Origin of the sequence: Sphingomonas glacialis (assembly GCF_014653575.1) — a bacterium.
Classification (GTDB): Bacteria; Pseudomonadota; Alphaproteobacteria; order Sphingomonadales; family Sphingomonadaceae; genus Sphingomonas; species Sphingomonas glacialis.
Genome location: NZ_BNAQ01000001.1, coordinates 464,558 through 486,373 on the forward strand (window position 1 = coordinate 464,558; position 21,816 = coordinate 486,373).

At 67.0% G+C, this 21,816-nt stretch carries 20 protein-coding genes; 17 read left to right on the plus strand and 3 right to left on the minus strand.

What is annotated here, in order from left to right; all coding sequences use genetic code 11:
* Positions 1 to 4 precede the first annotated feature (4 nt).
* Complete coding sequence (gene leuD / locus IE187_RS02130; RefSeq protein ID WP_189674908.1) at positions 5 to 634, plus strand: 3-isopropylmalate dehydratase small subunit; 630 nt, start codon at positions 5 to 7, stop codon at positions 632 to 634.
* Complete coding sequence (locus IE187_RS02135; RefSeq protein ID WP_189674909.1) at positions 597 to 1,598, plus strand: NADPH:quinone oxidoreductase family protein; 1,002 nt, start codon at positions 597 to 599, stop codon at positions 1,596 to 1,598. The genes leuD and IE187_RS02135 overlap by 38 nt, the downstream gene beginning before the upstream one ends.
* Positions 1,599 to 1,890: 292 nt before the next feature.
* On the opposite strand, the gene IE187_RS02140 is transcribed toward IE187_RS02135, so the two are convergent.
* The gene (locus IE187_RS02140; RefSeq protein WP_189674910.1) at positions 1,891 to 3,315 is read right to left on the minus strand and encodes an Nramp family divalent metal transporter; all 1,425 of its coding nucleotides are present in this window, start codon (positions 3,313 to 3,315) and stop codon (positions 1,891 to 1,893) included.
* Between the two features lie 200 nt (positions 3,316 to 3,515).
* Between IE187_RS02140 and IE187_RS02145 the strand changes: the two genes are divergently transcribed.
* The 4 genes from IE187_RS02145 to IE187_RS02160 all read left to right on the plus strand — a co-directional run bounded on the left by IE187_RS02145 (position 3,516) and on the right by IE187_RS02160 (position 6,471).
* The gene (locus tag IE187_RS02145; protein ID WP_189674911.1) at positions 3,516 to 3,839 is read left to right on the plus strand and encodes a DUF1476 domain-containing protein; all 324 of its coding nucleotides are present in this window, start codon (positions 3,516 to 3,518) and stop codon (positions 3,837 to 3,839) included.
* A complete protein-coding gene (locus IE187_RS02150; RefSeq protein ID WP_133188702.1) occupies positions 3,839 to 4,078 on the plus strand; it encodes a BolA/IbaG family iron-sulfur metabolism protein in 240 nt (79 codons plus the stop codon). Before IE187_RS02145 ends, IE187_RS02150 begins: the two co-directional genes overlap by 1 nt.
* A gap of 4 nt (positions 4,079 to 4,082) precedes the next feature.
* Positions 4,083 to 4,418, plus strand: coding sequence for a Grx4 family monothiol glutaredoxin (gene grxD, locus IE187_RS02155; RefSeq protein ID WP_133188704.1), 336 nt, complete (start codon positions 4,083 to 4,085; stop codon positions 4,416 to 4,418).
* Between the two features lie 379 nt (positions 4,419 to 4,797).
* Positions 4,798 to 6,471 carry a thiamine pyrophosphate-binding protein gene (locus tag IE187_RS02160; protein ID WP_189674912.1) on the plus strand — a complete coding sequence of 558 codons (1,674 nt, stop codon included), beginning with the start codon at positions 4,798 to 4,800 and terminating at the stop codon, positions 6,469 to 6,471.
* 43 nt (positions 6,472 to 6,514) lie between these two features.
* On the opposite strand, the gene IE187_RS02165 is transcribed toward IE187_RS02160, so the two are convergent.
* Entirely contained in the window at positions 6,515 to 6,685 is a 171-nt protein-coding gene (locus IE187_RS02165; RefSeq protein ID WP_133188708.1) for a CsbD family protein, read from the minus strand.
* A 116-nt stretch (positions 6,686 to 6,801) separates the two neighbouring features.
* Entirely contained in the window at positions 6,802 to 7,809 is a 1,008-nt protein-coding gene (gene thiS / locus IE187_RS02170; protein WP_133188710.1) for a sulfur carrier protein ThiS, read from the minus strand.
* A 156-nt stretch (positions 7,810 to 7,965) separates the two neighbouring features.
* Here thiS and aroQ point away from each other — a divergent pair, with 156 nt between their 5' ends.
* The 11 genes from aroQ (at position 7,966) to IE187_RS02225 (ending at position 21,760) form a co-directional block, all read left to right on the plus strand.
* Complete coding sequence (gene aroQ / locus IE187_RS02175; protein WP_189674913.1) at positions 7,966 to 8,400, plus strand: type II 3-dehydroquinate dehydratase; 435 nt, start codon at positions 7,966 to 7,968, stop codon at positions 8,398 to 8,400.
* Positions 8,401 to 8,434: 34 nt separating this feature from the next.
* Complete coding sequence (gene accB, locus IE187_RS02180) at positions 8,435 to 8,914, plus strand: acetyl-CoA carboxylase biotin carboxyl carrier protein (protein ID WP_189674914.1); 480 nt, start codon at positions 8,435 to 8,437, stop codon at positions 8,912 to 8,914.
* Between the two features lie 4 nt (positions 8,915 to 8,918).
* On the plus strand, positions 8,919 to 10,271 hold the full coding sequence (gene accC, locus IE187_RS02185; RefSeq protein WP_189674915.1) for an acetyl-CoA carboxylase biotin carboxylase subunit: 1,353 nt from the start codon (positions 8,919 to 8,921) through the stop codon (positions 10,269 to 10,271).
* A gap of 89 nt (positions 10,272 to 10,360) precedes the next feature.
* Positions 10,361 to 11,320, plus strand: a complete 960-nt coding sequence (locus IE187_RS02190) for an alpha/beta fold hydrolase (RefSeq protein ID WP_229839183.1) — start codon at positions 10,361 to 10,363, stop codon at positions 11,318 to 11,320.
* Positions 11,321 to 11,857: 537 nt separating this feature from the next.
* A complete protein-coding gene (locus IE187_RS02195; RefSeq protein ID WP_189674916.1) occupies positions 11,858 to 13,084 on the plus strand; it encodes an MFS transporter in 1,227 nt (408 codons plus the stop codon).
* A gap of 404 nt (positions 13,085 to 13,488) precedes the next feature.
* Entirely contained in the window at positions 13,489 to 15,729 is a 2,241-nt protein-coding gene (gene purL, locus IE187_RS02200) for a phosphoribosylformylglycinamidine synthase subunit PurL (RefSeq protein ID WP_189674917.1), read from the plus strand.
* 108 nt (positions 15,730 to 15,837) lie between these two features.
* Positions 15,838 to 16,824, plus strand: coding sequence for an aldo/keto reductase (locus tag IE187_RS02205; RefSeq protein ID WP_189674918.1), 987 nt, complete (start codon positions 15,838 to 15,840; stop codon positions 16,822 to 16,824).
* Positions 16,821 to 17,654: an SDR family NAD(P)-dependent oxidoreductase gene (locus tag IE187_RS02210; RefSeq protein ID WP_189674919.1), complete on the plus strand. Its 834-nt coding sequence runs from the start codon at positions 16,821 to 16,823 to the stop codon at positions 17,652 to 17,654. Before IE187_RS02205 ends, IE187_RS02210 begins: the two co-directional genes overlap by 4 nt.
* 96 nt (positions 17,655 to 17,750) lie before the next feature.
* On the plus strand, positions 17,751 to 19,871 hold the full coding sequence (locus IE187_RS02215) for a S9 family peptidase (RefSeq protein WP_189674920.1): 2,121 nt from the start codon (positions 17,751 to 17,753) through the stop codon (positions 19,869 to 19,871).
* Positions 19,872 to 19,898: 27 nt separating this feature from the next.
* Complete coding sequence (locus IE187_RS02220; protein WP_189674921.1) at positions 19,899 to 20,969, plus strand: lactonase family protein; 1,071 nt, start codon at positions 19,899 to 19,901, stop codon at positions 20,967 to 20,969.
* 71 nt (positions 20,970 to 21,040) lie between these two features.
* Positions 21,041 to 21,760 carry a cell wall hydrolase gene (locus tag IE187_RS02225; protein WP_189674922.1) on the plus strand — a complete coding sequence of 240 codons (720 nt, stop codon included), beginning with the start codon at positions 21,041 to 21,043 and terminating at the stop codon, positions 21,758 to 21,760.
* Positions 21,761 to 21,816: the final 56 nt, after the last annotated feature.

Sequence of the window (21,816 nt, forward strand, 5' to 3'; positions counted from 1 at the left end):
ACGCATGCAGCCAGTGACGCAGGTTTCGGGCAAGGCCTATCCCTGGGGCCAGAAGAACGTCGATACCGACGTCATCATCCCCGCGCACTGGCTCAAGACGATCACCCGCGAGGGGCTCGGCAAGGGCGCGTTCGAAACGGTGCGCGCGGTCCCCGGCAACATCTTCGACGATCCGCGCTATGCCGGATCGCCGATGCTGATCGCGGGCGACAATTTCGGCTGCGGGTCGAGCCGCGAGCATGCCGCCTGGGCGCTCGCCGACATGGGCATCCGCGCCGTCCTCGCGCCGAGCTTTTCCGACATCTTTTCGGGCAACGCCTTCAAGAACGGGATCGTTGCGGTCGTGCTGCCGCAGGACGCGATCGACCGCTTGATCGAGGTCGCGCAAGACCAGCCGATCACCGTCGATCTCGAGACGATGACCGTCACCACCCCCTATCAGGATCGCTTCGACTTCGAACTCGACGCGTTTCGTCGCCAGTGCCTGATGGAAGGGCTGGACGAGATCGGTCTTACGCTGGCAAGAGATACCCAGATTTCGAAATACGAAGCCGGGGTAAAAGAACACCGGCCGTGGATGAGCGGAGACCGGGCACATGCGAGCACTTCTGTCGAAAGCGACGGGCGGACCTGAAACTCTAGGTCTCGACGAACTGCCCGATCCGGTGGCGGGCGCGGGGCAAGTCGTGGTCGCGGTGAAGGCCTGCGCGATCAACTATCCCGACGTGCTGATCATCGAGGACAAATATCAATTCAAGCCGCAACGCCCGTTCGCGCCGGGCGGCGAGATCGCCGGCGTGATCGAGAGCATCGGCGAAGGCGTGACCGGCTGGAGCGTCGGCGACCGCGTGATCGGCATGACCGGGCACGGTGGGCTGGTCGAGAAGGTCGCGGTGCCGGCCGGCTCGCTCTACCCGCTCCCGCCCGAGCGCGATTTCGCCGAGGGTGCGGCGCTGCTGCTCACCTATGCCACCACGATCCACGCGCTGCTCGACCGCGGGCATATCGCCGAGGGGCAGAGCCTGCTCGTGCTCGGCGCGGCGGGTGGCGTCGGCTTGGCGGCGATCGAACTCGGCAAGGCGTTCGGCGCGCGCGTCGTCGCGGCAGTGTCGTCCGAGGAAAAGGCGCAGGCCGCGCGCGATGCGGGTGCCGACGAGACGCTGATCTACGCCCGCGCGCCGTTCGACAAGGACCAGTCCAAGGCGCTGGCCGAACAGTTCAAGGCGCTCGGCGGAAAGGCCGGCTACGACGTGATCTACGATCCGGTCGGCGGCGACTATGCCGAGCCCGCGCTGCGCTCGATCGCATGGGAGGGGCGCTATCTCGTCGTCGGCTTCCCCGCCGGCATCCCCAAGCTCCCGCTCAACCTGACGCTGCTCAAGAGCTGCGACGTCTGCGGCGTCTTCTGGGGCGCCTTCGCCGCACGCGATCCCAAGGCCAACGCCGCACACATCGCGCGGCTCTTCCAGCTGTGGCAGGACGGCAAGATCGCCCCGCGCGTCACCGAGACCTTCGCATTCGAGGATGGCGGCAAGGCGATCGCCAAGATGGCGGCGCGGGCCGCGATCGGGAAGCTGGTGGTCAAGGTAGCGGACTGAGGCCCCCTTCCGTCACCCTGGCCCTGTGCCGGGGTCGACCGTCCCCCATACGCCTCATCGGCAGCGGGTACGGTACGGTGGACCCCGGGACAAGCCCGGGGTGACGACGGAGGGAGCGTCGGCCCCAGGCCATGCAACTTTCTCTTCTTCTGCTCCGCGTCCTCTGCGCCTCTGCGCGAACCATCTTCTTTTTTGCGCGCAGAGGCGCGGAGGACGCAGAGGCGTCGCTCTTCGTGTCTTCGCGCCTTCGCGTGAACCAGCCTTCTTTTAGACGCGAAGACGCGAAAGCGGCTTACGAACTGGCTACGCGCCCCGCCGCCACCCGGCGCTCCGACACCCAGACATAGAGCGCAAACACCACCACCACCGCCGCCATCACGCCGACCCACACCGGCCCGATCGTCTCCCACAGCAGATAGACGTTGAGCGCCGCGATCACGCTGCAGATCGCGTAGCCAACGACCTTCACCCATAGCGGATTGGCATAGTCCCCCATCCGCGCGCGGCTGCTCGTCACCATCATCAGCGGGAAGATCGCGAACGGCAGCTGCATCGACAGCACGACCTGCGACACCACGAGCAGCGCGACGGTATCCTTGCCCCCGCTCGCCGAGATCACCACCAAGGCTGGCACGATCGCGATCCCGCGCGTCACCAGCCGGCGGATCCACGGCGCGATGCGAATCCGCAGGAACCCCTCCATCACGATCTGCCCGGCAAGCGTCCCCGTGATCGTGCTCGACTGCCCCGAGGCCAGCAGCGCCAGCGCAAACGCCGTCGCCGCCACGCCGCCCAAAGCCGGGCGCAGCAACTCGAACGCCTGGCGCAGATCATCCACCACGATCCCCGAGCGCCAGAACACCGCCGCCGCCAGCACCAGGATCGCGGCATTGACGAAGAACGCGGCGCCCAGCGCGAGCACGGTATCGAGCGTGTTGAACCACAAGGCCGCCTTGACGTCGCGCGGCGTGCGCCCGACCGCGCGCGTCTGGACGATCGAGCTGTGCAGATAGAGGTTATGCGGCATCACGGTCGCGCCGAGGATGCCGAGCGCCACCAGCAACGCAGCGGTATTCGGAATCGCCGGCGTCACCGCCCCCAAGGCCACCGCGCTCCAGTCGGGCTTGGCGAGAAAGATCGTGTAGACGAAGCACAACGCGATCGTCGCGATCAGCGCCATCACCACCGCCTCGATCTTGCGGAAGCCGAGGTTGATGAGCAGCAGCAACAGCAGCACGTCGAGCCCGGTGACGAGCACGCCCCACACCAGCGGCAGCCCGAGCAGCAAGTTGAGCGCCACCGCCGAGCCGACCACCTCGGCCAGATCGCAGGCGATGATCGCGATCTCGCACAGCAGCCACAGCGCCACCGCGACGGGCCGCGGATAATAATCGTGGCACGACTGCGCGAGGTCGCGCCCCGTCACGATCCCGAGCCGCGCGCAGAGGATCTGCAGGAAGATCGCCATCAGGTTCGACGCGAGGATGACCCACAGCAGACTGTAGCCGAACTGGCTTCCGCCAGCGAGATCGGTCCCCCAATTGCCCGGGTCCATATAGCCGACCGAGACCAGGAACCCCGGCCCGGCAAAGCCCAGCCATTGCCGCCAGCCCGAACGCCGCGCATCGCCCGTCGCCCATACCTTGAGCGTGCGGTGCGCCTCGGGCAGCGACGGCGCCAGGTCTGGCGGAGAGGATCGGTCGGGCAATGTGGCCATTGATGGTCGAAATCCCGGCTTTGGACAGTGAAGCGATCGATTGCGTGTAAACCGATGCGGGCTGTCCCGGCTACGGCCAAGCAAGCGATTCAGATGCGACAAAGTTGCTTTCGATGCGAAGCCGCGCGGCGGGCGTTGCGCATGCCCTGCAGCACGCTTATCTCGAAGGCGCTATTTCGACAGGCCCAAGGGGACCGACCATGACCACTTTCGACGATCGCGAGCGCGCTTTCGAAACCAAATATGCCCGCGACGAAGAAGTTGCCTTCCGGATCGTGGCGCGCCGAAACCGGTTGCTCGGGCAATGGGCGGCAACGCAGATGAAGCTGACCAAGGAAGAATCGGACGCCTATGCCACCGCCGTGGTGCAGGCCGATTTCGAGGAAGCCGGCGACGAGGACGTGATCCGCAAGCTCGTCAGCGACTTGACCGCCGCAGGTGTCGAGATCGACGAGCCGGCGATTCGCCGCGCGATCGAGGAAAAGACCGTCGAGGCGCGTCGCCAGTTGATGGGGTCGCAATAATGCCGATGGCCGCCGATGAGATCGTCTCGCTGATCGTCGCGGGAATCCCCGACGCGCAGGTCGAGATGACCGATCTTGCGGGCGACAACAACCATTGGGCCGCCCGCGTCGTGTCGGAAAGTTTCCGCGGGCTGCCCCGCCTCAAGCAACAGCGCGCCGTCTACGCCGCGCTCGGTGACAAGATGGGGGGCGTGCTCCACGCGCTCCAGTTGACCACCGCCGTACCAGTCCAGGAGTAAACCTATGAGCACCGATCCAGACCAGATCCGCATCGCCGAACTCGTCCAGAAGGACGACGTCGTCCTGTTCATGAAGGGCAGCCCGCTCTTCCCGCAGTGCGGCTTTTCGAGCCGGGCGGTCGCGATCCTCAACCATCTCGGCGCCGAGTTCGGCAGCGTCGACGTGCTGCAGGACCAGGGCGTCCGCCAGGGGATCAAGCAATTCTCCGACTGGCCGACGATCCCGCAGCTCTATGTGAAGGGCGAATTCGTCGGCGGATCGGACATCATGATGGAGATGTACGAGAGCGGCGAGCTCGCCGCACTGCTCGAGGAACAGGGCGTTTCGACCGAGAAGTGAGGATGCCGGGTCGGGCGGGCCGCGCTCTGTAGCGCTGGCCCGCCCTGCTGAAGCGATTATCGCTCGGCGTACACAGAGTAGTGCACCCCGCGTGCCAGTTTTGAGAAATCCCGGTTTCTCGCGCTTTCAACTAGTTAACGCCGATAGCCGCAAGGTTGCAGCTGTAAGATTTTTCGACAGATAGCCGCCCGCTCGCCGCACATCGTTCCCCGGCGAAGGCCGGGCCTAGTCGCGGCGTCGCCGATCGGGCGCGCGACTGTTCCCCTTACCGCCATCGCAACTGGGCCCTGGCCTTCGCCGGGGAATGCGACGTTTCTCACGCCACTTGCGGCCCCGCAGAGCCCTACCCAAGCCGCCGCGGCCCCGCTACAAAATGGCGATGACCACCTCCCCCACCCCCCGCACCGGCGGGCGCATCCTCGTCGATCAACTCGTCGCGCAAGGGGTCGATCGAATCTTCACCGTCCCCGGCGAGAGCTTCCTCGCAGTGCTCGACGCGCTCCACGACACGCCGCAGATCGACCTGGTGGTGTGCCGGCAGGAGGGCGGCGTCGGCTTCATGGCGTGCGCCGACGGTGCGCTGACCGGGCGCCCCGGCGTCGCCTTCGTCACGCGCGGGCCCGGCGCGACCAACGCCTCGATCGGCGTGCATGTCGCGATGCAGGATTCGCAGCCGATGGTGCTGTTCATCGGCGATGTCGATCGCGGGACGAAGGACCGCGAGGCGTTCCAGGAAATCGACTTCCCCGCGATGTTCGGCCCCATCGCCAAATGGGCGGCGAAGATCGACGATGCGCGCCGCATCCCCGAATATGTCGCGCGCGCGTGGAACGTCGCGATGTCGGGGCGGCCCGGGCCGGTCGTGCTCGCGCTGCCCGAGGACATGCTGCTCGACGACGTCGCAGCGCTCGATCGCCCGCGCGTCGAGCGCGTCGTCCAGGCATGCGATCCTGTCCAGATGTGTGACCTCGCAGCCCTGCTCGGCGCGGCCGAGCGTCCGCTCGCGATCGTCGGCGGCGCGGGTTGGACGCCAGCCGCCGCGCGCGATTTCGCCGCCTGGGCCGAGCGATCGGGCGTCCCCGTCGCTGCGGCCTTCCGCCGCCAGGATGCGATCGCGAACGAATCGCCGGTCTGGGCGGGCAATCTCGGGTACGGCCCCAATCCAGCGCTCGTCGCGCGAATCCGCGAGGCCGACCTGTTGATCGTCGCCGGGCCCCGGCTCGGCGAGGCGACCACCGATGGCTATACGCTAATCACGCCCGACCATCCCGGCCAGCGGATCGTCCATATCCATCCCGATCCGAACGAACTCGGCCAGACCTACCGCGCCGATCTGGCGATTTGTGCCGACATGACGAGCTTCGCCGATACGCTGCTTGCGATCGACATGCCGATGCTCGACTCAGGCGCCGACGCGCACGCTGCGTATCTCGCCTGGTCCACCCCCGCCCCGCGCGCAGGCGTTGCACTCGACCTCGGCCCCTGCGTGGCAACGATGCGCGAGCACCTCCCCGCCGACAGCATCATCTGCAACGGCGCTGGCAATTACAGCGGCTGGTGGCATCGCTACTGGCGCTACGCCGGGCCCGGCACGCAACTCGCGCCGACCGCAGGCGCGATGGGCTACGGCGTCCCCGCCGCGACCGCCGCCGCGCTCCGCCATCCCGATCGCACCGTCGTCGCACTCGCCGGCGATGGCTGTTTCCTGATGAACGGTCAGGAACTCGCCACCGCGGTCGCGCATGGCGCCGACATGCTCGTGCTCGTAATCGACAATAGCGGCTACGGCACGATCCGCATGCACCAGGAGCGCGAATATCCCGGCCGCGTCACCGGTACGCGATTGCACAATCCCGATTTCGCCGCACTCGGCCGCGCCTATGGCTGCTGGGCAGAGACGGTCGAGACGACCGCGGCGTTTGCCCCGGCGCTCGCCCGCGCGATGGGCGAGACCGGCGTGCGCCTGCTCCATCTCAAGACCGACATCGAAGCGATCACCGCCGGAACGACGCTGACTGCGATGGCGGCAAACACCAAAAAGGCCGCTCCGTAATCGGAGCGGCCTTTCGGTACGCTTTACGCAAATGATCCGAAGATCAGATATCGTCGCCGAGCGCGCCCTTGACGGTGCCGGCAGCCTGCTGGGCCTTGCCCTTGGCTTCCTGCGCGGCGCCTTCGGCCTTCGTCTCGGGATTATCGCTGTGCTGCTTCACCTTGCCAATGGCTTCATTGACGTTGCCTTTGACCTTGTCGACGAATTCGCCCATGATACTATCCTTTCGGTGTTCGATGTCGCGGGTCGACATCGGCTAGTCCCGAGGTTTAAACGGACTAGTCCCGGGCTAGTTCCATAACTTATGTTTCATACTATGGCCGATTTCGCTCAAATGAGGCCGGCGAGCGGGCTCGACGGATCGGCATACATCCGCCGCCCCATCCGCCCGGCACGATAAGCGAGCCGCCCCGCCTCGACCCCGGCCTTCATCGCCGCCGCCATCATCACCGGATCCTTCGCCTCGGCGATGGCGGTGTTCATCAGCACGCCGTCGCAGCCGAGCTCCATCGCCTGCGCCGCCTCGGACGCGGTGCCGACCCCGGCATCGACGAGCACCGGCACCTTCGCGCCCTCGACGATCAGCCGGATCGTGACGCGGTTCTGGATCCCCAGCCCCGATCCGATCGGCGCACCAAGTGGCATGATCGCCACCGCGCCGACATCCTCGAGCCGCTTCGCCGCGATCGGATCGTCGACGCAGTACACCATCGGCAGGAAGCCTTCCTTGGCGAGGATCTCGGTCGCGCGCAGCGTCTCGACCATGTCGGGATAGAGCGTGCGCGCTTCCCCCAGCACTTCGAGCTTCACCAAGTCCCAACCGCCCGCCTCACGCGCAAGCCGCAGCGTGCGGATCGCCGATTCGGCATCGAAGCAGCCCGCGGTATTGGGCAGATAGGTGACTTTCTTGGGGTCGATGAAATCGGTCAGCATCGGCGCGTTGCGGTCCGAGACGTTGACGCGGCGCACCGCGACGGTGACGATCTCGGCGCCCGACGCTTCGAGCGCGGCGGCGTTCTGCGCGAAATCCTTGTACTTGCCCGTGCCGACGATGAGACGCGAGCGGAAGGTACGCCCCGCGACGCTCCAGGTGTCGGCATCGACTGCGGCGGCATGATCCCCCCCGCCGACGAAATGCACGATCTCGAGCTCGTCGCCATCCTCGACCAGCACGTCGCCGAGCGTCGAGCGCGGCACGACCTCGAGATTGCGTTCGATCGCGACCTTCTCGGGCAGCAGCCCCAGATCCTGCGCCAGCTCGGCGAGGCTCAGCCCGCTGCGCACGCGGCGATGCTCGCCATTGACCTGGATGCTGACGGTTCCATCGGTATGCGGCACGTTCGTTCCCCGTTCGGGCTGAGCTTGGCGAAACCCTGTCCGTCCCGGCCGGGACGAACAGCCCTTCGACAAGCTTGGGGCGAACGGGCTATGGGTCTGCTCAACTAGGCCGAGGCCTGGCAGCATTCAACCGCCCGCAACCGGAAGTCCCGCGCGATGCCCGAAACGATCTTCGTCCTCAACGGTCCCAACCTCAATCTGCTCGGCACGCGCGAGCCCGAGATCTACGGCCACGAAACGCTCGACGACATCGCCGGCCAGCTCGAGGACCGCTCGCGCGAGCTCGGCCTGTCGATCGACCTGCGCCAATCGAATCACGAGGGGCATCTGATCGACTGGCTGCACGAGGCACAAGCGCTCCCCGCCAAGGCAGTGTTGCTCAACGCGGGCGCCTATACGCACACCTCGATCGCGCTTTACGATGCGATCAAGGCGATCCGCACGCCGGTGATCGAGGTCCATCTCTCGAACCCGCACGCACGCGAAGCCTTTCGCCATGTCAGCCGTATCTCCCCCGTTGCACACGGGACGATCTGCGGTTTCGGCGCATTTTCCTACATGCTGGCGCTTGAAGCCGCCGCGCGTCTCTGACAGGACGCGCCGTAACAAGGGAGATAAGGGTCGTATGGCCGAAGATACGAACACGGATGCAATGCGGATCGACGTCGATCTGGTGCGTCAGCTCGCCCAGCTGCTCGATGACACGCAGCTGACCGAGATCGAAGTCGAAGATGGCGGGCGCAAGATCCGCATCGCGCGCAAGGCGGCAGCTGTCGCGAGCGCGGTGCAATACGCCCCCGCCCCCGTTGCCAGCGCGCCCGCGCCCGCAGCGATGGCACCCGCCGAAATCGTCGCTGCGCCGGCCGCCGCGCTCAACGCGGTCAAATCGCCGATGGTCGGCACCGCCTACCTCTCGCCCAACCCCGAGGCGAAGACCTTCGTCAGCGTCGGCGACAGCGTTGCCGCTGGCGACACGCTACTGATCGTCGAGGCGATGAAGGTGATGAACCCGATCCTCGCGCCGAGCGCGGGCCGTGTCACCGCGGTGCTGGTGACGAGCGGCCAGCCGGTCGAATTCGACCAGCCGCTCGTGGTGGTCGAGTAAGCACGTGGCCGAGATCAAGAAGCTCCTCATCGCGAACCGCGGCGAGATCGCGCTGCGGATCCACCGCGCCTGCCACGAAATGGGCATCCAGACCGTCGCGGTGCATTCGACCGCCGACGCCGATGCGATGCACGTGCGACTCGCCGACCAGGCGATCTGCATCGGGCCGCCGAGCGCGACCGAGAGCTATCTCAACATCCCCAATATCATCTCGGCCGCCGAAATCTCGGGCGCCGACGCCATCCACCCGGGCTACGGCTTCCTCTCGGAGAACGCCAAGTTCGCCGAGATCATCGAAGCCCACGGCATCATCTTCGTGGGCCCCAAGCCCGAGCATATCCGCACGATGGGCGACAAGATCGAGGCCAAGCGCACCGCCGGCGCGCTCGGCCTGCCGCTCGTTCCGGGCTCTGCGGGTCCGATCAGCGATCTCGCCGAAGCCAAGGAAATTGCGGCGCAGGCCGGCTATCCGGTGATCATCAAGGCGGCGTCGGGCGGCGGTGGTCGCGGGATGAAGGTCTGCACCTCCGAGGATCAGCTCGAGACGCTGATGCAGCAGGCCGGCAGCGAGGCGAAGGCCGCGTTCGGCGATGCGACGGTCTATCTCGAAAAGTATCTCGGCAACCCGCGCCACATCGAATTCCAGGTGTTCGGCGACGGCGAAGGCAATGCGATCCACTTGGGCGAGCGCGATTGCTCGCTCCAGCGCCGCCACCAGAAGGTGCTCGAAGAGGCCCCCTCCCCCGTGCTCGGCGAGGAAGACCGCGCGCGGATGGGCGGCGTCTGTGCGAAGGCAATGGCCGACATGGGCTATCGCGGCGCCGGGACGATCGAATTCCTGTGGGAAAATGGCGAGTTCTATTTCATCGAAATGAACACGCGCCTCCAGGTCGAACATCCCGTCACCGAGGCGATCACCGGGCTCGACCTGGTGCGCGAACAGATCCGCATCGCCGAGGGCCACGGCCTGACGCTCCGCCAGGAAGACGTCCAGTTCCGCGGCCATGCGATCGAATGCCGCATCAACGCCGAAGACCCGCGCACCTTCGCGCCGTCGCCGGGGCTGGTGAAGGCGTATCACGCACCGGGCGGGATGAACGTCCGCGTCGATAGCGGGCTCTATGCCGGCTACCGCGTGCCGCCGTACTATGATTCGATGATCGCCAAGCTGATCGTCTATGGCACCACCCGCGCCGGCGCGATCCGCCGGCTGCGCCGTGCGCTCGAGGAGTTCGTCATCGACGGCCCGACGACGACGATCCCGCTCCACCAGGCCTTGATCGAGGACCCCGACTTCCAGAAGGGCGACTATACGATCAAGTGGCTCGAGGAATGGCTCGCGCGCCAGGACGCCTGATCCCCTTTCCCCTTGTTATTCCTTGCGAACCCGTAATGATGGGGTGATCGGCGCCACATCACGGCGTCAGGGGTGACAAGGGGAAATCGGTGCGCACACGAATTCTCACTGCAATCGCGGCAGCGATCTTTGCGTCGCTGTTCATCGCCTTTCTCTCCTTTCGCAGCCCCGACACCGATCCGCGCGCGATGCGCGCCAAATACGGCGCGCCGCCGTCGCAGTTCGTCGATCTCGGCGGGGGCCTGCGCGTCCATCTGCGCGACACCGGCCCGCGCGATGCGCCGGTGCTCCTATTGGTCCACGGCTCGAACGCCTCGCTCCACACCTGGGAACCGTGGGCGCAGCGACTCCAGACGCGCTATCGCCTCATCCGCATGGATTTGCCCGGCCACGGCCTGACCGGCGCGAGTCCGACGCACGACTATCGCCCCGCCGCCTATGTCGATGTCGTCGAGCAGATCCGCAGGCGGCTGGCGGTCGATCGGATGGTGGTCGTCGGCAATTCAATGGGCGGCGGGGTCGCGTGGCATTACGCGCTGGCGCATCCCGAGCATGTCCGCGCGCTCGTCCTGGTCGATTCGGTCGGCCAGCCCGAACCGGGCGGATCGCACGACGCCCCGCTCGCCTTCCGCATCGCGCGGATCCCCATCCTGCGCAATATCGCCGCAGTCATCACCCCACGCAGCCTGATCGCCGACAGCCTGCCCCAGGTATTCGGCGATCCGCGCCGCGTCGATGCGGCGATGATCGATCGCTATTGGGAGTTGCTGCGCTATCCCGGCAACCGCGTCGCGACGATCGACCGCTTCGCGCTGCCGCCCGATAGCGCGACACCGGCGCAGCTTGAAGCGCTGAAAATGCCAGTGCTCATCCTGTGGGGCGCGCTCGATCATCTGATCCCGCTCTCGTCGGGCGAATGGCTGCATAGCCATATCCCGACGAGCAGGCTGATCATCTATCCCCGGGTCGGTCACGTGCCGATGGAGGAACATCCCGATCAAAGCGCCGCCGACGTCGACCGCTTCGTCGCGGGGCTGCCGGCGCGATAGACCATTCCCGACGCCACCGCCGCCGCTGCCGCCGTCACCCCGGCCTTGTGCCGGGGTCCACCGTCCGCAGGAGCTGCACGCGCAGAACGCGCGGCACGGTGGACCCCGGGACGAGCCCGGGGTCACGGATGGGATTGGTGGATCGGCGACGGTGTCGCCTCTTCATCTCTGCGCCACTTCTTCTCCGCGTCCTCTGCGCCTCTGCGCGAACCACCTTCTTTTTTTGCGCGCAGAGGCGCGGAGGACGCAGAGGGGTTGCGCATCGCGTCTTCGCGCCTTCGCGTGAACCAGACTTCTTCTTCACGCGAAGACGCGAAGCCGGTGGGATGAAACGACGGCCCCCGCCGTCACCCCGGCCCCGTGCCGGGGTCCACAGAGACGCGCGTTCGGCGCGTGCGGCTCTCGCGGGACGGTAGGCCCCGGCACAAGGGCGGGGTGACGAAGGAGGCGAGCCGTCTCGCACCACCCGCCCCCCGCTAACCGCTTGGCCTCCTCGCCTCGCCTCCCTAAGCTCCCCCCGACCGCCCCGGAGCCGCCATGACGCTGATCGACCAACTGCGCACGCTCAGCCCATCGCAACGCAGTGCGATCTGGGCGAGCTATCTCGGCTGGACGCTGGACGCGTTCGACTTCTTCCTGCTCGTCTTCATGCTTTCGGCGATCGCCACCGAATACGGCACCGACGTCAAGCACGTCACCGAAGCGACCTTCCTCACGCTCGCCGCGCGGCCGTTCGGCGCGTTCTTCTTCGGCTGGCTCGCCGACCGCGTCGGGCGGCGGCCGATCATGATGATCGTCATCCTGCTCTTCTCTTTCTTCTCGCTCGCCTCGGCCTTCGTCACCTCGCTGACGATGCTGTTCGTCGTCCGCGCGGCGTTCGGCTTCGCGATGGGCGGCGAATGGGGGATCGGCGCGAGCCTCGTGATGGAATCGATCCCACCCAAGCTGCGCGGGCCGGTGTCGGGGCTGCTCCAGTCGGGCTACCCCTCGGGCTATTTCCTCGCGAGCCTCATCTATTTCCTGCTGTTCGACCAGATCGGCTGGCGCGGCATGTTCGTCGTCGGGATCGCGCCGGCGATCCTCGTCTTCATCATCCGCTCGCACGTCGACGAAAGCCCCGCGTTCGAGGCGCGCAAGGACGAGGCGAAACCCAACCCGTTCGTCGAGCTCGCTCGCCACTGGAAGATCGCGCTCTACCTTGTCGTGCTGATGACCGCGTTCAACTTCTTCAGCCACGGTACGCAGGATCTCTACCCGACCTTCCTGCGCGAACAGCACAAGTTCGACACGCACACGATCGGCACGCTCACCGCGATCATGAATATCGGCGCGATCGTCGGCGGGCTGAGTTTCGGCATCTGGTCCGAGACGATCGGCCGCAAGCGCGCGATCATCATCGCCAGCCTGCTCATCCTGCCGGTGATCCCGCTCTGGGCGTTCGCGCAGACGCCGTTGCTGCTCGGGTTCGGCGCATTTCTCGTCCAGGTCGCGGTGCAGGGCGCGTGGGGAATCGTGCCGGTGCATCTCAACGAACTGTCGCCGGCGCTGGTGCGCGGGATGTTTCCGGGCTTCGCCTATCAACTCGGCAATTTGATCGCCTCGCGCAACGGGCCGCTCCAGGCCGGGATCGCCGAGGCGCATGGCGGCAATTACGGCTATGCGATGGCGCTCGTCGCCGGGGTGACCGCGCTCGTGCTGGTACTCTGGACCTGGCTAGGCCCCGAACGCCGCGACGTGGATTTTGTCGAGGAGGCGAAGGCTTAACTCCTCCCCGGCACGGGGAGGGGGACCCTGAGCATTCAGCGAAGGGTGGAGGGGGCGCGCCGCGAGCGTAACGGTCGCGGAGGTCCCCCTCCACCATCCGCCCGAAGGGGGCGGACGGTCCCCCTCCCCGTGCCGGGGAGGATGTAAAAGCGCTGTCCTACAGGCCGTGTTTCTGGTATGTTCAGGTCTGCTCTTTCAAATCGTAGAAAGCCTAGGAACAGCGAACCGCAACGCCGGCCCGCACGCGCGACCACGAACCCCGCAGATCATGCCAAAATCGGAAACGATCGCCGCGCACAACACCCCGTCCAGGGGTCAATCGAGTCAACCAAACTCGCTTCGTCGCAGATCGACCCGCGCGATAAGGGTGACGGACGCGCAACCGCCCGCTAAAGGCACACTCCATGAGCCAGATCACCCCCGAGATCGTCGCCCAGCACGGGCTGTCCACCGAAGAATATGAGCGCGTCCTCGTCGCGATGGGCCGCGAGCCCAACCTGACCGAGCTCGGCATCTTCTCGGTGATGTGGTCCGAGCATTGCTCGTACAAATCCTCGCGTATCCATTTGAAAAAGCTGCCGACCACCGGCCCGCAAGTGATCTGCGGCCCCGGCGAGAATGCCGGCGTCATCGACATCGGCGACGGCCAGGCCGCGATCTTCAAGATGGAGAGCCACAACCATCCATCCTACATCGAGCCGTACCAAGGCGCGGCGACCGGCGTCGGCGGCATCCTGCGCGACGTCTTCACGATGGGCGCGCGCCCGATCGCCAACCTCAACGCGCTGCGCTTCGGCCGGCCCGATCATCCCAAGATGCGCCACCTCATCGCGGGCGTCGTCCACGGCATCGGCGGCTACGGCAATTGCGTCGGCGTCCCGACCGTCGGCGGCGAGGTCAATTTCCACCCGGCCTATGACGGCAACATCCTCGTCAACGCGATGACCGTCGGCATCGCGCAGCAGGACAAGATCTTCTACTCGGCGGCGAGCGGGATCGGCAATTCGATCGTCTATGTCGGCTCGAAGACCGGCCGCGACGGCATTCACGGCGCGACGATGGCCTCGGCCGATTTCGGCGAGGATTCGGAATCGAAGCGCCCGACCGTCCAGGTCGGCGATCCCTTCACCGAGAAGCTCTTGATCGAAGCGTGCCTCGAGCTGATGGCCTCGGACGCGATCGTCGCGATCCAGGACATGGGCGCCGCCGGCCTCACCTCCTCTGCGGTCGAGATGGCGTCGAAGGGCGGCGTCGGCATCGAGCTCGACATGAACGCCGTGCCGCAGCGCGAAACCGGGATGACGCCGTACGAGATGATGCTGAGCGAGAGCCAGGAGCGGATGCTCATGGTGCTCAAGCCCGGCCGCGAGGATTTCGCCGAAGCGATCTTCAAGAAGTGGGAGCTCGATTTCGCGGTGATCGGCAAGGTCACCGAGACCGGCCATATGGTGCTGAAGTTCAACGGCGAGACCGTCTGCGACATCCCGCTCGCCCCGCTCGCCGACGAAGCCCCGCTCTACGACCGCCCCGCCGCGTCGAAGGAAGAGTATCAAGCCTGGGCCAAGGTGCCGCCGCTCGGCGCCACCCCCGAGGCAAGCGACATCGCCGCCGACCTGCTCAAGCTGATGGCCTCGCCCGACATCGCCTCGCGCCGCTGGATCTGGGAGCAATATGACACCCAGGTCGGCGCCGACACCGTCCAGCGCCCCGGCGGCGACGCCGCGGTGGTCCGCGTCCACGGCACGCAGAAGGGGCTCGCGATGAGCACCGACTGCACCCCGCGCTATTGCTATGCCGACCCGTATGAAGGCGGCAAGCAGGCGATCGCCGAATGCTATCGCAACCTTTCCGCGGTCGGCGCGACGCCGCTCGCCGTCACCAACTGCCTCAACTTTGCCAATCCGCAGCGCCCCGAGATCATGGCGCAGCTTACCGGTTGCCTCGACGGCATGGGCGATGCGTGCCGCGCGCTCGACTTCCCGATCGTCTCGGGCAATGTCTCGCTCTACAATGAGAGCAAGGCGACCGGCGGCGGCTCGGCGATCCTGCCGACCCCCGCGATCGGCGGCGTCGGCCTGCTCGCCGACTGGTCCAAGTCGGCGACGATCGCGTTCAAGGGCACCGGCGACGTGATCGTCCTGATCGGCGACCGCCGCGGGCATCTCGGCCAGTCGCTGTGGCTCCGCGAAGTCCATGGCCGCGAGGAAGGCCCGCCCCCGCCGGTCGATCTCGAAGCCGAGCGCCGCAACGGCGAGTTCGTCCGCGCGCACATCGCGACCGGCGCGCTGTCCGCGGTGCACGACGTGTCCGATGGCGGCGTGGCCGTCACGGTCGCCGAGATGGCGCTTGCGGGTAATGTCGGCGCGATGCTCCACGCGCCGCTGCCGTGCGGCGTGGCGTGCTCGCTGTTCGGCGAGGACCAGGGCCTCTACGTCGCGACGATCGCCGACCATCTGCTGCTCGAGACGCTCACTGCCGCCGATGCTGCCGGGGTCGAGATCGAGCGGATCGGCCGGACGATCGCGGGTCGGCTGATCTTCGAACTGCCCGACGACGATCATGTCGTCACGCTCGACGCGCTGCGCACCGCCCATGAAGGGTTCTTCCCCAAGCTGATGGGCGATACCGCGACGCTCGTCGACTGAACCGGCGGGCGGAGGGTTCGCGGCATTCGGGCCGCCGCGAACCCGTTGGAAACAAGCGCCCGCGGCTTCGTTGTGCGCTCGCTTTCCTAATCGTTAAGGACGTCCGCAATGCAAATGCGTAAGCTCGGCCAGCAAGGCCTCGAAGTCTCGGCGCTCGGTCTCGGCTGCATGGGCATGTCGGACTTCTACGGCAGCCGCGACGAGGCCGAGTCGGTCGCGACGATCAACCGCGCGCTGGATCTCGGCGTCACCTTCCTCGACACCGCCGACATGTACGGCGTTGGCGCGAACGAGGAGCTGATCGGCCGGGTGGTGCGGACGCGGCGCGAATGGGTCGTCGTCGCGACCAAGTTCGGCAACGTCCGCGGGCCCGACGGCAGCTTCCGCGGCGTGAACGGCCATCCCGATTACGTCCGCCAGGCGTGCGATGCGAGCCTCAAGCGGCTCGGGCTCGACGTGATCGACCTCTATTACCAGCACCGCGTCGATCCCGGCGTCCCGATCGAGGATACCGTCGGCGCGATGAGCGAGCTCGTGGCGGCAGGCAAGGTCCGCTATCTCGGCCTGTCGGAAGCGGCGCCCGAGACGATCCGGCGTGCGCATGCGGTGCACCCGATCTCGGCGCTGCAGACCGAATATTCGCTGTGGAGCCGCGACGTCGAGGCCGAAATCCTGCCGACGGTCCGCGCGCTCGGCATCGGCTTCGTCCCCTACAGCCCGCTCGGCCGCGGCTTCCTGACGGGGCAGTTCACCAAGCCCGAGGATCTGGCGGAGGGCGACAGCCGCCGCATGCATCCGCGCTTCCAGGGTGCCGCGTTCGCCAAGAACCTCGATCTCGTCGCGGCGATCAAGGAAATGGCGGCGGCCAAGCGCTGCACCCCGGCGCAGCTCGCGCTGGCCTGGGTGCTCGCGCAGGGCGACGACGTTGTGCCGATCCCCGGCACCAAGCGGCGCAGCTACCTCGAGGACAATCTCGGCGCGCTCGAAATCGTGCTCGATGCCGACGCGCTCGCGCGGATCGACGCAGTGCTGCCGCCGGGCAGTGCCGAGGGGATGCGCTACCCCGCGGTCTCGATGGCGACGGTGGACCAATGAGCACGGCCTCGTTTGCGGCGATCGCGCCGGGCAACCTCGCCGTCGTCACCGGCGCGGCGGGCGGGATCGGCCTCGCCGCCGCGCGCGCCTTTGCGGCGGCCGGGATGCGCGTCGTGCTGGTCGACCGCTCGGGCGAGGCGCTCGAGGCCGCCGCCGCCTCGATTGACGGCGCGATCGCGCATACCGTGGACGTGTCGGACCGCGCGGCGATGCACGCGCTCGCCGGCCGGATCGTTGCGGAGCACGGCACGGTCGCGCTGTTGATGAACAATGCCGGGATTGGAGCGGGTGGAGACGTGTTCGCCGATGCCGAGGTCTGGGATGCGGTGCTCGGCGTCAATCTGCTCGGCGTGCTCAACGGCGTGCAGAGCTTCGTCCCCGCGATGCTCGACCATGGCAGCCCGGCGCTCGTCATCAACACCGGCTCGAAGCAGGGCATCACCCAGCCGCCCGGCAATACCGCTTACAATGTCAGCAAGGCCGGGGTGAAGGCGCTGACCGAAGGCCTCGCGCACACGCTGCGGACTCGCTGCGGCGACCGGGTGAGCGCGCATCTGCTGGTGCCGGGCTTCACCTTCACCGGCATGACGCGCCCCGGCAGCACCGAAAAGCCCGCGGGCGCGTGGACTCCCGAGCAAGTCGTCGCGCTGATGCTCGAACGGCTAGCTGCGGGCGATTTCTACATCGTCTGCCCCGACAACGAGACGACGTCTGAGCAGGACGCCAAGCGGATCGCCTGGGCGGCCGGCGACGTGGCCGAGAACCGCCCTGCCCTGTCGCGCTGGCACCCCGACTGGAAGGACGCATTCGCCGCTTATATGGCGGAGTGACCGCTGCGCCCCGCCGCGCGGGTGGCAAAGTCCCCTTGCGCGTCGGGCAGTGGGTCGCCACCCTGCCCGCGAACTCGATCGACAGGGGATGCGACGATGCGGTGGACGATAGTGGCGTGTGGCGCCGTGATGCTGGGATCGCAGGCCGAGGCGCAGACGCCGCCCCCCGCCCCGCATGTCGCCAAGCGGCCGTTCCAGGTAACCTCGCCCAACGGCGCGCGCGCCGACGACTATTACTGGCTGCGCGACGACACCCGCAAGGACCCGGCGATGCTCGCCTATCTTGCCGCGGAAAATGGCTATGCCGATGCGCGCCTCGCGCCGTTGAAGCCGCTCCAAGCCAAGCTCTATGCCGAGACAGTCGCGCACATCAAACAGGATGACAGCTCGGTCCCCTATGCGAAAAACGGCTATTACTACGCCTCGCGCTTCGCCGCCGGCGCCGACTATCCGCTGATCGAGCGGCGCAAGGGCGCCGCCACCGCGCCCGCCACGACGATGTTCGACGAGCCGGCAATGGCCAAGGGCCACAGCTTCTTCGCGCTGAGCGACTGGGCGGTCAGCCCCGACAACGCGCAGGTCGCCTGGGCCGAGGATACCGTCGGGCGTCGCCAATACGTCCTCAAGATCAAGGATCTCGCGACCGGCGCGGTGCGCAGCGACACGATCGCCAATGCCGAGCCGAGCGTCGTATGGGCCGACGACAATCGCACGATCCTCTACGTCGCGAAGGACCCGGTGACGCTGCGCGGCTATCGCGTGATGGCGCATGTCCTCGGCACCGCGCCCGCCGCCGATGCGTTGCTCTACGAGGAGAAGGACGACACCTTCCAGATGGGCATAGCGCGCACCGCCGACGATCGCTTCATCTGCATCACCGTCGGGAGCACGGTGAGCGACGAACAACGCTGCGCGCCGGCGTCGAACCCGAGCGCGTTTACCGTGCTGGCACCACGCGCACGCGAGTTTCGCTACACGGCGGACCATCAGGGCGGACGCTGGATCATCCGCACCAATCGCGCGGCGAAGAACTACAAGCTCGTCACGGTCACCGATGCCGACGTCGCCAAGGGCGTCACCGCGTGGCGTGACTTGACGCCGGCGAGCGACAGCGTGTTTATCGAGCGCTTCAAGCCGTTCGCCGGCTTCGTCGCGATCGACCAGCGCGAGGGCGGCAATCGCATGATCCGCTTGCTCACCGACGCCGGCACATCGATCCCGGTCAAGGCCGACGAGCCCGCCTACCGGATGGCGCTCGACGTCAACGAGGAGACCGCGACACCGTGGGTGCGCTACACCTACGGCTCGCTCGTCACGCCGACGACGACCTATGAGGTCAATGTGAAGACCGGCGCGCGGCGCGTGCTCAAGGTCGCGCCGGTGCCGGGCTACGACCCCGCCAATTACGTCACCGAGCGCGTCTGGGCGACCGCGCGCGACGGCACGCGCGTGCCGGTGTCGATCGTCTATCGCAAGGGGCTGAAGCGCGACGGCACCGCACCGTTGTTCCAATACGCCTATGGCAGCTACGGCATGTCGACCGATCCCGCCGTCGATCCCGGCCGGATCGGCATGCTCGATCGCGGCGTAGTCTATGCCATCGCGCATATTCGTGGCGGGCAGGAAATGGGGCGCGGCTGGTATGACGACGGCCATCTGCTCAAGAAGCGCAACAGCTTTACCGATTTTATCGACGTCACGCGCTTCCTCGTCGCGCAGAAATACGTCGCGAAGGACCGCGTCGCGGCGATGGGCGGCAGCGCGGGCGGGCTGCTGATGGGCGCAGTCGCCAACATGGCGCCGCAGGATTACAAGGCGATCGTGGCGCAGGTGCCGTTCGTCGATGTCGTGACGACGATGCTCGACGCCTCGATCCCGCTCACCACCTTCGAATATGACGAATGGGGCAACCCCGCGCAAAAGGCGTATTACGACTATATGCTGAGCTACTCGCCTTACGACAATGTCGCGGCGAAGGCGTATCCGGCGCTGTATGTCGGCACCGGCCTGTGGGACAGCCAGGTGCAATATTACGAGCCGACCAAATGGGTCGCCAAGCTGCGCGAGCTCAAGACCGGTGCCAATCCGCTGGTGTTCCGCGTCAACATGGAGGCGGGGCATGGTGGCAAGTCGGGCCGCTTCGAACGCTTCCGCCAGAATGCCGAGTGGCAGGCGTTCGTGCTCGATCAGCTCGGCGTCGCGGGCGCGGCCTCGTAACACGACCGCCGCCGAACAGGATTTCCGATGACCGAAGCTCCCTTTGCCCTCTGCGTCGGGATCGGCACCTATCGTGGCGGCGGTGGCGCCGGGATCCAGCCGCTGTGCCGCGACGAGGCGGGAGCGTGGCGGCTCGGCGCGCCCTATACCGACGCCCCCAACGCCTCGTTCAGCATCTACGCGCCGGGACGCCGGCTGCACTATATCGTCGATGAAGCCGACGCAGGCAGCGTCGGTGTCCACCGCTACGCCGACCAGCGGTGGGAGCGGCTCGCGTCGATCGCGGTCGATGGCGCCGCGCCGTGCCATATCGCGCTCGATCCGACCGAGACGCTGCTGGCGGTCGCCAATTACATGAGCGGAAGCGTGACGCTGTTGCGGCTCGATCCGCAGAGCGGGCTGCCTACGGGCGCCGTGCAGGTCAGTGCCAATCAGGGATCCGGGCCAAACCCGGCGCGGCAGGAAGCGCCGCACGCGCATTGGGTCGGGTTCAGCCCCGACGGGCACTGGCTTTACCAGACCGATCTCGGGACCGACGAAATCCTCGGCTTTCCGATCGCGGCAGAAGGTACGCTGCACGCGCCGCAGCGCGCCTATCGCGCCGCCCCGGGCTCGGGACCGCGGCATCTTCTTCTCCACCCGCGGCTCGACCAGCGCGCCTACGTGATCGGCGAACTCGACAATACGCTGAGCGTGCTCGATCGCAGCCATGGCAGCTTCACGCATCGTACCACGCTCTCGACCCTGCCCGACGGCTGGCACGGCGATTCGATCGTCGCGCATCTGGCGATCAATCGCGCGGGCGATCGGCTCTACGTCTCCAATCGCGGGCATGACAGCATCGCGGTATTCGCGCTCGATGATGCCGGCGTTCCGACGCTGCTTGGTCATACCGCGACCGGCGGCGCGTCGCCGCGCCACTTCCTGCTGCTCGACGATGCGGGGCTGGTGATCGTCGCGCACGAGAAGGCGCAGACTGTGACGACGCTGACGATCGACGCCGACGGGCGTCTCCACCCGACAGGTATGTCGGTGGCGGTTCCGGGAGCCGCCTATGTCGTGCTTCCCGATCCCACGGACCAGCAAACCGCGCGCTAAAACCCGCGCCGACAGGCATCTACACACGAGCGGTTGCGCCCGGGCTGGAAGCTTTGAATAAGCGCGCGGCCATGGCGCGCAAACCACCCCCTCCAAAGCGACGCGCAGGATCGCGCAGCGTCGCGCGCGACGCCGCTTCGGAGACCTGGCTGCTGCTGCTCGGCAGCGTCGCCGCGATCCTGCTGATCGCGACGTTCCTCTATCCAAGCGTGCCGACAGAGCCGAACCCGGAGCGCCCCAAGCCGCTAACGATGGCGCAAGCCCGCGCGTCGAACCGCGCCGTCCCGGTCGAGCCGCGCTTCCGCGTCCCGGCCGCGCGCTACCGCTTCGACGGTGGCCCCGCCGCGCGCTTGCAAGCCACCGAATGCCTCGCCACCGCCGCGCTCTACGAAGCGGGCGACGACGCGCGCGGGCAGAAAGCGGTGATCCAGGTCATCCTCAACCGCGTCCGCGCGCGCGGCTTTCCGCGGACGATCTGCGGCGTGGTCTATCAAGGCTATACGCGCACGATCGGATGCCAATTCTCGTTCACCTGCGATGGATCGTTCGTGCGACGGCCGGTGCATGACGGCTGGGCCGCCGCACGCCAGGCCGCCCGCCGCGCGCTCGCGGGGCGCGTGTTCGCCGATGTCGGACGCGCGACGCATTATCACGCCGACTGGATGGTCCCCTATTGGCGCGACTCGCTCGTCAAGGTCGCGCAAGTCGGCTCGCATCTGTTCTACATCCGGCAGTCGATGCGCGAGCGGGTTCGCTCCGACGGAGACGATACCCGCCGCAATATCGGGTGATCGCGGGAAAACTAACGCCCCCCAAGCGTTGCGCCCGCACACAGCAAGGATTTCCG